Raw genomic sequence first — 595 nt, forward strand, 5'->3', positions numbered from 1 at the left:
ACCTGCGTATTGCTGCGGTCATATACCGCCAGCAGTTCACCGGCTTCCGTATACGTGTACCGCGCCAGTGGCGCACCTGCCACATTGACTCGCTGCGGCTGTACACCGTCTCCCCCGGCAGCAGCGGCTCAAAGTGAATGCTCCGCCCCCCGTTGTCGTTGAGTATCAGTCCGTCATCACGTAGCTGTAAGCGGATATCCGAAGGCGCTTTCCAGCCGGGGCCGAAAACGCCCACCGGGGCAGGCGTCCTCGTCCGGTAGCTGCTGTAGGTGCGGGAGTGCATGAACGGCAGCGGGCCGGGCAGGGCAAGGTCCGTCTCGCCGGGCAGCACCTTCGCCCCCAGCAGCGGATTTACCGGATGGCCCGAGGTCATCCCGCCCGGACACACCGAGCACGCCACGCCGGTGGGCGCGCCTATCAGTACCCCCGCTGACCCCTGGACTATCGGACCGCCTTTTGCCGTGGCATCAGGGCAAGATTACGAAAGCCCGCTCCCCGCAAGGACTGACGCCAGATACTTTCTGTCCATGGCTGCTTTTCGCATCTTACGTCTTAACCCTGCCTTGAATACCTTATCATTCGTCAAAATATTAAT

1 protein-coding gene and 1 pseudogene are annotated in these 595 nt (G+C 61.7%); both read right to left on the reverse strand.

The genetic code is table 11. The features are described 5' to 3' along the window. On the reverse strand, positions 1–445 hold a 445-nt coding region (locus BEB54_RS28200), incomplete at its 3' end, for a DUF6531 domain-containing protein (protein WP_236943390.1). A gap of 33 nt (positions 446–478) precedes the next feature. Beyond that, positions 479–595, reverse strand: a pseudogene (locus BEB54_RS28205) (ISAs1 family transposase); the annotation flags it as partial.

This window comes from Escherichia sp. MOD1-EC6021, assembly GCF_002965245.1.
GTDB classification, from domain to species: Bacteria; Pseudomonadota; Gammaproteobacteria; order Enterobacterales; family Enterobacteriaceae; genus Escherichia; species Escherichia coli_F.